Annotated in this window: 6 protein-coding genes; 1 reads left to right on the top strand and 5 read right to left on the bottom strand. The window is 43.5% G+C overall.

The window, feature by feature from the left end; translation table 11 throughout:
• Positions 1 to 3,344, bottom strand: a 3,344-nt coding sequence (locus tag A3761_RS07460) for a tandem-95 repeat protein (RefSeq protein ID WP_156491720.1), incomplete at its 3' end; no start/stop codon positions are given.
• A 648-nt stretch (positions 3,345 to 3,992) separates the two neighbouring features.
• On the opposite strand from A3761_RS07460, the gene htpX reads away from it, so the two are divergent.
• Positions 3,993 to 4,880, top strand: coding sequence for a protease HtpX (gene htpX / locus A3761_RS07450; RefSeq protein WP_197470002.1), 888 nt, complete (start codon positions 3,993 to 3,995; stop codon positions 4,878 to 4,880).
• Positions 4,881 to 4,906: 26 nt separating this feature from the next.
• Here the strand turns inward: htpX and A3761_RS07445 are convergent, their stop codons facing one another.
• The 4 genes from A3761_RS07445 to A3761_RS27320 form a co-directional block, all read right to left on the bottom strand.
• Entirely contained in the window at positions 4,907 to 5,578 is a 672-nt protein-coding gene (locus A3761_RS07445; protein WP_082870201.1) for a class I SAM-dependent methyltransferase, read from the bottom strand.
• 2 nt (positions 5,579 to 5,580) lie between these two features.
• The gene (locus A3761_RS07440) at positions 5,581 to 6,660 is read right to left on the bottom strand and encodes a DUF2156 domain-containing protein (protein ID WP_068510409.1); all 1,080 of its coding nucleotides are present in this window, start codon (positions 6,658 to 6,660) and stop codon (positions 5,581 to 5,583) included.
• Positions 6,657 to 8,051 carry an NAD(P)/FAD-dependent oxidoreductase gene (locus A3761_RS07435; RefSeq protein WP_068553812.1) on the bottom strand — a complete coding sequence of 465 codons (1,395 nt, stop codon included), beginning with the start codon at positions 8,049 to 8,051 and terminating at the stop codon, positions 6,657 to 6,659. Before A3761_RS07435 ends, A3761_RS07440 begins: the two co-directional genes overlap by 4 nt.
• A 26-nt stretch (positions 8,052 to 8,077) precedes the next feature.
• Positions 8,078 to 8,602 (bottom strand): hypothetical protein (locus A3761_RS27320; protein WP_068750056.1); only part of this gene is annotated, 525 nt, incomplete at its 5' end.

The following is an 8,602-nucleotide window of genomic DNA, read 5'->3' as shown; positions in this document are numbered from 1 at the left end:
GTAGCAACTATTTGGTATTGATAGAGTTCACTTTCTATCGCTGACAACATTGGGGTTGATGCAATAACGGGTACATCATTAACCGCCATAATGGACAAATTAATAGTCGCCGGAACTGATGTTGCTTCGCCATCATTCACTGAGAAGGTAAAGCTATCATTCCCACCATAGTTTTCATTAGGTAAATAAATCAGATTAGGAACGGAACCAGACAGGGTTCCGTTCGATACTGAAGACACGATTGAGTAAGATAAGCTATCACCGTCTTCATCAGTCCCTGAAAGAGTAATATTGACTAAGGTATCTTCATTAGTAACGATTTCTTGTGCAATTGAGACCGGTGGGCGATTGAAGTTAAGGGTCATCAAATTGTATTCATGCCTTATTACGGCACTATTACCGTCAGCTATATCAACCGCTACAGCATGAACCCCTTCATCAGCATAGCTTGGTAGCCATGTAATTAAACCTGACTCACTATTGATATGCATTCCTTGTGGGCCAGTAGCCAATGAGAATACTAGACTATCTCCATCAGGGTCTACAGCCTCAACATCATAGGTATAAAGCACACTTTCCTGACCGCTAATTGGCTCCACTGAAGCAATCTGAGGTTCTCTATTAGTGTTAGTAACATTTAAAGTGAAGCTCTGGTTTACAACAAAGTTTGTATCTGTCACAGATATCGTAAAGGCATGCTCTCCTGAGTCATCATAGGAAGGGGTCCATATTAAAATACCCGTATCCAAGTCGACTACTGTACCGACCGGGCCATTAATAAGGGAATATTGTAGATGATCACCATCAGCATCCGATGCCTCAATCTGATAGCTGTAAGCAACCGACTCAAACGCTCCTAGCTCTGGTGTCGATGTTATTTCGGGTGCAACGTTGACAGGTGTAGTCTCTTCGACGTTAAGCGTAAATAACTGAACTGCTTCCGTTTGGCCATCACTGACAGTAATTTCTATATTAACTGCCCCAACATATTGAGAGCCTGGCAACCACGAGACTAACCCCGAGTCAGCATCGATTTGAATTTCAGGTACGGAGGAACTCAAACTATATGAAAGGATGTCCCCATCAGCATCTATAGCAAGTACTTGATAGCTATAGTGCTCGCCTTCAGCTGCTAGCGTTAAGGGTTCAGACACTATAACTGGCGATTCATTCTGCCCTGCAGAGTAGTTGTAAGCACCAATATCCCATGCGTCACTACGCACGGAATTATCATGATCATAATTGAACGGAAAAGCCGCTGTGCTGAGGTTTGTTCCTCTGTCGAGCGCAACAATATCGTGAGCACTGAGTGAGTAAGGTGATACTGGATGATTAGAAAACTCGACAGTTTTATTTCTGTTGCTCGCTCCCGAGGCGGTATCATCTGAACTTATATTGTGGCTATGTTGAAAGCCGCTCCAGCTATGCCAACGGTTAAAGTCAATCGTGTTGTTTACAGCGATATTATTAAATACAGCGCCTGACAATTCGTACCACTTGATACCTGTACGATTTCCAACAACGGTATTGTTGTATAGGTAAGTCTGATAATACGCAAATATTCCATAGGCACCTGAGCCAGAAAATCCGGTGACAACATTATTTCGTACCACGTGAACATTATGTTTATTGACTGCTTTAAACCCATATGAAGACTCTGCATTACTCATTTGGCCTTCGATCTTAAGATTTTCAATAGTAACAACTGAGTCTTTGGATTGGCGGTAACTAAAAATACCATAGGTTGCTACGTAGCCATTATCTCGTACAACAAGCTTACCGCCTTTGCCTCGCAGCGTAACGTATTCACTTGTGATATCCACCGCATGAAAGTAACTCTTTGGTGCTGACACATCTAAGACATAACCTTCCTCAAGAACAATTGTAAGCGCTGTATAACGGTCTGTATAAATACTAGAAATTCTTGGAGCAACAGTGTCTGGCAACCCCGTAGATGCTTTGGTCCGAATAATGTGGGGTTGAGTTGAGATACCTCTTATTGAAGCAAGAGCTGCCTCCAGGTTATTGAAGTCAGCGCCAGAATCTACATCAGTATCTACAATTATTTCTTTTACGATATTGCTAATTGACGGCAGAGTCCCTTGGGAGACTTCCTGAAAGTCGTCAACACCGTCACTGTCTGAGTCGCTGTTAAGAGGTGATGAGCCGTTAAGGTATTCTTCTTTATTACTTAGCCCGTCGCTATCCAGATCAATGTTTGCGTCATTTACGGTGGTGTCGAGTTGGTAATTCGCCTCCCATCGATCAGGCATCCCATCATTATCAGAATCTATTGAGCCAGAGTGGAGCGTATAAGCACCTATATCCCATGCGCCTGCTCTCAAGAGTGAGTTGTGATCTGTATTGAAAGGGTAAGAAGCTTGTGATAACTCCATTCCCTGGTCGAAAGCAACGAGATCAAGCGGGTGCAGTGAATAGTCGTCTACTAAGGGATCAAGAAATTTTACTGATAAGTTGTTGTGGTCTTCGTTTGGCCCTGTACTATCCGATGCAATATTATGTGAGGATGTAAGCCCAGACCAATTCTGCCATACATAGTAGTCAGTATACGCATTCCACGTAGATATGTTATTGTAGAACTCGCCTGTACTATTATCCCATCGAAGGCCTGTGGTGTTCTTTATCACGGTATTATTGTAAACATACCCTTCCCCATTAAGTTTGACACCATACGCACCCTCGCCAATGAACCCATAAATTACGTTGTTCTTTAGCACATGCTTAGTATTCTTAGCCCTTGCCCAAATACCGAAATTAGTTCGATAGCCCGAACTAACTCCCTCGATAATCATATTACTAATTGTGATCAACGAATCGGCAGTTTCTTTTTCACCACTAGAAACCCCTACCGCCAAATTATAGCCATTATTTCGAACGACTATCTTTCCACCTTCTCCAAGCAAATTGACATAGTCACTTCTAATATCAACCGCGTATTGATTATCCTTTGTAGCCGTATGGTCAAGAATATAACCAGCTTCAAATATGATAGTGAGCGGCGAATCAGTCGTCGTCTCAATATCATCAATTCTTACCTTCATAGTATCTGGTAGGCCTGATGATGCTCTGACACGAATCGTTAGTGGGGCAGAGAGCGTTCCAGTCTCCCCTAAAATAGCTTCTGATAGGCTCGAATAATCTGCTCCCTGAGTTATGTCAGTATCAACAATGATAGTTCGAGTATTTGCCGACAAGCTTGCTGATAAAAGAAGAAAAATCACCAACAGTAAACAACGTAAGTTATTTAATACACTGTAACTATCTCGCTGAGCTGAACTCACTTCATACTGAGAACATGCATAACTACACGGAGACATAGACATCACTGAAATCCTTTATCGGTTTATATTGAGAGCTGGAAGATGAAGTACGAAGGTATCTTGGGCAATAAGGCACAGTCCACGAAGGAAGACATGTGTTACGAAAATAAACCCTAGAAACGGGGAAGCTATGGCATGGAATAGCCAAAAATAGGTTTGAAGAGCTGCTAGGCTTTCTCTTTCATCCAAGTCCATTTGCATCGCAGCAACAATCCTTTGTTAAATACACTCCATGGCCGCTAACGCTGCCTTCCCTCTAACGTTAACGAATATGTACAAAAATTAACATAAGAAAAAGCACTAAACAAGTACCGCCGTGGGATGTCCATAAGAATTTAATTATTGTGCGCTATCTTTAATGTAATAACTTCAAGAGGTGCATGTTAAAAGTAACGCTAGATAATAATAAAAATAGGAACAAATAGTTGAGCTTCAGAGTCTGATAGAACTCGAAAGCAAACATTGGATAAACAAAGCACATTAATCTGTTCGGCCATTTGAGCTCGCATATGCGACCGTAGTTTGTCCAAAACGGACAAACTACGGTATCAATAACACATTAAACCTACTCCATATTGAACCTTATAAGACTTGATATTTTTCACTCAGGCCATATATTCGCAGGTAACACCACACGCGAGATAAACCAAAATGATGAGAATATTTTTATTCCTAGCCACAAACTTATCCGTTGTATTAGTCGCTAGCTTTACGCTTAGCCTACTCGGGGTTGGCAGTTATATGACTGCACAGGGTTTGGACTACAATAACCTCCTTATCTTCTGCCTGATATTTGGTATGGCAGGCTCAGTCGTCTCCTTGCTGATGTCAAAATTCATGGCAAAACGCAGTATGAGAGTTCAAGTGATTGAAGAGCCACAAAACGCTGACCAAAAATGGCTCTATACGACGGTGCAGGAACTCGCTCATAAAGCCAATATCGGTATGCCTGAGGTTGGCGTATTTAACAGTGCACAAGCTAATGCTTTCGCAACCGGCTGGAATAAACATAACGCCTTAGTCGCGGTAAGCACAGGCTTACTCAATAAAATGAGCCGTGAGGAAGTTAAGGCTGTACTTGGGCATGAAATCGGGCACGTCGCAAATGGAGATATGATCACCCTCACCCTTATCCAAGGAGTCGTGAATGCATTCGTTATGTTCTTTGCGCGTATTATCGGTAGCTTCGTTGATAGAGCGGTATTCAAAAATGATAATGGTCATGGCATGGGCTTTTTTATCGCCACTTTCATCGCAGAGATGATATTAGGTGTGCTCGCTAGTACGATTGTGTTCTGGTTTAGCCGCCGTAGAGAATATCGAGCAGATATAGCAGGAGCGGAGCTAGTCAACCCCGCAGCGATGGTCAGTGCCCTTGCACGCCTGCAGGCTGAATATGATAAGCCAAGTGAAATGCCTTCTGAAATGATAGCCTTTGGTATTAGCGGTGAACTTAAGAATTCCTTAGGCGGTTTGTTTATGAGTCACCCACCGCTAGACAAACGTATCGAAGCACTTCGACAGCGTTATAGCGCTTAGGCCCTAAATTAGCTAGTTCGAAAGCTTTATTTTCGAACTAGCTCTAAAGCCCGATACCAAGCAGACTGTCCGGGAAGCACCTTAAACATTTGGCAGCGCTTAACCCTCAAGTTTGCTTGTTTCGCATAAAGTGTATAGTCGTAGATTTTGTGAATCGGGTTTTTCGCTATTAAATGAAATGCGAATAGAGCTGAGTAATAGTAAAGCCGCTGACATAGCCTTTGCACTAGGTTTCCACTGACCGGAGCAAAGTCCGCAACCATTAGGCTGCCACCCGGTTTAAGCTGCAAGCTTAGATGATTTAGCATTTCGATCATCAATGGGTGAGCGAAGACATTCAAAAAGTAATTCGCTACCACATAGTCATAATAGCTGTCCTTAAGGTGCTTAAATGCATCACCCAGGACAAGCACGACGCGATCGTTCAAGCTTAATCTCTCTAGCTTACATTCAATACGCTTTAGCATTTTAGGTGAAAGTTCAACGACAGTAATCTCGGCACCTTTTTGCGCAGCAAGTACCACATCTTCACCGCTTCCCGCCCCCACAAACAGTAATTTATCACCGGGCTTTATGTCACGCAGCTGCCAACGCTTACTCGCAATGATCTTACCACCACTATATAAATGCACGGCCTTTTCGTAGAACCTAGCCGTTCTGTCATAACGACCTCTCACAAAAGAATTATCTTCAGACATCACTAAAAAACCTGTATTGCTTTTAAGGTAGCAATGGTTGCTTTAGGCAACGAGATCCCCGGAGGAATACATTGGAACCAGTGTTCACTCTGTGCTCGATATCGAGTTTTATGGTAAGCAAGTGCTTGAAACGCATATAGAAAACTTCCATAGCGATACATTAATTGTTGCAAGTAGCGTAATGAAGCAATCTCATGTGGAAAGCTCTGAAGCTCGTGCAAGGGTGCTAAGCCCAGTGACAAACGAGCAACACCTTCTTTCTGAAAAACCTTCATTGCTTCAAGGATTGTATAATCTAGAAAGCCATTCGGTTTTATCCCAGGGCAAGCGCGAATGATATTAGCTGTATAACCTATGATCTTATCATCCTGAAAATAGGGATCAAAAAACACATATCCAACGAGCTCTCCTTTTAGGTAACAGAAAAACTTCCTGACTCCCCAAGCATCTCTATACTCTGGCGGCCGAGTAATGAGCCTAAGTTCACGCTTAGTCACCGCCTTGGTTTGTCGCCAGCGCTCGGAAATATCCCGAACTCTATCTTCATTCACCTCAGACCAAGCCTGTTCTTTAACAACAAAGCCCCTACGTCCAAAGTTAGATGCCCAGCGCAGATACTTTTTCTCTTTCCCTTTGACATCAAAACTGTTGAGTGAGAGCGAATACTCAACCCCCATATCGTTACATCGATAACCCCGATCTATCAAAGCACTCGCACAATCAGCATCAACTGCCATGAAAATACTTGGTCGCTTCGTTGACGCTTCTAACGCATCTAATAAGGGGTGAAAGTCCTCATCAGCACACACCGGGCGGGTAAACGCAATATTGAATTCAGAACCAAGGAAACGCTGACGAAAATAGGAAACATAGCCCCGATGTGCAGAACCAAAATGTTGTACACCGGCTTGCAAGTTAAAATAAGAGCTGGACTGGCAGCCATAACGTTGAAGTAAGCTTTGTTTATCTTCTGTTGACAAGCTGTCTTCTTTGAATGGAAGTAAAACCCGCTCTGCAGAGCCTACCTTAGTGGCAGATGCAGCCAATGACCTTTCAGCTGTCAAATCAAGACAAGTCGTCATGAGCATTCCTCTCTCAACGTTACCTGTTTCTTTCTGCCAAACCAAAAGGCTTTTAACATCACGTCAGGCCGAAGCAGGCTAAGCGGTGAGCTCACCATATTGGCAATCGATAAGCAGCAATGTGCTAAAGGTTTTGAATGTATACAGGCCGCGAGCAATCTATCCATATAGCGATAAGATACGTTTAAATACCAAGGAATATTACGCCCTTCTGTCTCAGGCCAGCGCATATCTTCACTGATAGCTATCATCCACGCAGTAAAAAAGAATCGATTGAAACGTCGATAGGTTCTACGTGCCCACGTATTAGAGAAACCCGAGCGCGCCCCCTGCTCTAAACGCAACGCTAAAGACTTCGCAGCCATTGCAATTAGTGTAAGACCTTGTCCATATAGCGGGTTGAATGCACACATCGCATCCCCCATTACAAGCAGGCCCGAAGGATGATCTTTCATTTGATCATAGCGATGCCATACATTTTCAGTTCCTCGAAAATGTGTAATACCAGAGGCCGGCGACATATCACTCAAGGCACGATGAATATATTTGGTTGGCAATTCAGCAGCAAATTGAGTAAACCCATTAAGGTCATTACCTGGATACACAGCATTCATACCGATTAGAGTGAGCAGCCACTTATTATTCTCGACGGGCCACAAGCCTGCAGCACGAGGACTTGTTGGCGCATGAGGGGCAACCTCAATAGGTTTAACCTGCTGCCCTGGTCGAACCTCGAATAACTGACTGGCATACCCTAGCTTGGGGTTAACATGCGTCCCGCTTACCTCTGACAAGCCCTCTTTCTTGAGCCAAGTTCGCGTCCGGCTACCTCGGCCCGAGCAATCAACAACCAAGTCTGCTCGCAATGTTTTTTCAGCACTTATACTCCCTTGTTGATATCGGAGCCCTGTCACTCGCGAGTTATCATTATTCAGTATGAAGCCACTCACTTGGCAAGCGTAACGACGCTCAATGTTTTCAATACTCTCTATCCGCTCAGTCACCACTCTGTCAATTAAAGGGCGACGACATACCCTCAAATCCAAGCCAGACTCAAAACGCGGTAATTTACCTTCGCCTATAAACAAAGAAACATCTTCAGAGTAGTTAACTAAGGGAGCCCCATAACGCTCAAGCTCTGCATCAAAGCCAGGAAAAAACTCTTCGAATAATTGGCGACCTTTAAGTAATAAAAGGTGTTGATGCGCGGCTTGCGGAAGCCCCTTTCGAAATAACTCTCCCGACGTTGAAGAGAGCTCGTCCGGTGCAGCATCTTTTTCTAGAATCACCACCAAGTCAAAGTGCTCTGAAAGAACTTTTGCCGATAACATGCCTGAGATGCTTCCACCAATAACCAGCGCAGTCCCTTTATTTGCTCCCTGTGACGCCATCCGTCAATCCTTCGTATTAGGCTTAGTTATTTGTTTTTGGCAAGAATGGATAAGCCTGACTCCAGTGCGTCTTGGTACTTAGGCCTCTTAGCTTGTGCCAGCAATGCTCGAATTGTGTCGAATGAAGAATCAAGATAAGCAACATTAAACAAGTGATACAAGGTGCTCTGTACTAAGCCACCTGGCTGAGTAAAACTTTGATGTTCTATTTCTGTCTGACCATTACCCAGGCTTGTAAACTGCCAGTAGCCCGCCATTAAAGGGAAACGAACTAAACGTAAGTCTCGTGGTTCATAAGGCTTATCTACGGTGATAAAGTTAATACGGTTTCTGCGTCCCTCAATATCCGTCACCATAGAATACCGGCTTAGAGCGTCTCTATTGTAGGCACCGGTAAAGTTATAGGTTGTATAAACATAAGTATCGGGATCAGATTCTTCATACAGTACTCGCTCAGAAATCAATACACTGATCGCCCACTCTTTGAAGCCTTCAACATCTTGAATGACGGCTGTAAGTGCCTCGTGAGATTCATCGACAACCACCTTAAA

It is taken from the genome of Oleiphilus sp. HI0123 (assembly GCF_001635315.1).
The sequence above is the reverse complement of the archived record's forward strand: the minus strand, read 5'-3'. Positions and strand labels throughout refer to the sequence as shown.

Coding starts and splice junctions, on each gene's coding strand:
- htpX (WP_197470002.1), top strand. CDS start 3,993: ATGATGAGAATATTTTTATTCCTAGCCACAAACTTATCCGTTGTATTA.
- A3761_RS07445 (WP_082870201.1), bottom strand. CDS start 5,578: ATGTCTGAAGATAATTCTTTTGTGAGAGGTCGTTATGACAGAACGGCT.
- A3761_RS07440 (WP_068510409.1), bottom strand. CDS start 6,660: ATGACGACTTGTCTTGATTTGACAGCTGAAAGGTCATTGGCTGCATCT.
- A3761_RS07435 (WP_068553812.1), bottom strand. CDS start 8,051: ATGGCGTCACAGGGAGCAAATAAAGGGACTGCGCTGGTTATTGGTGGA.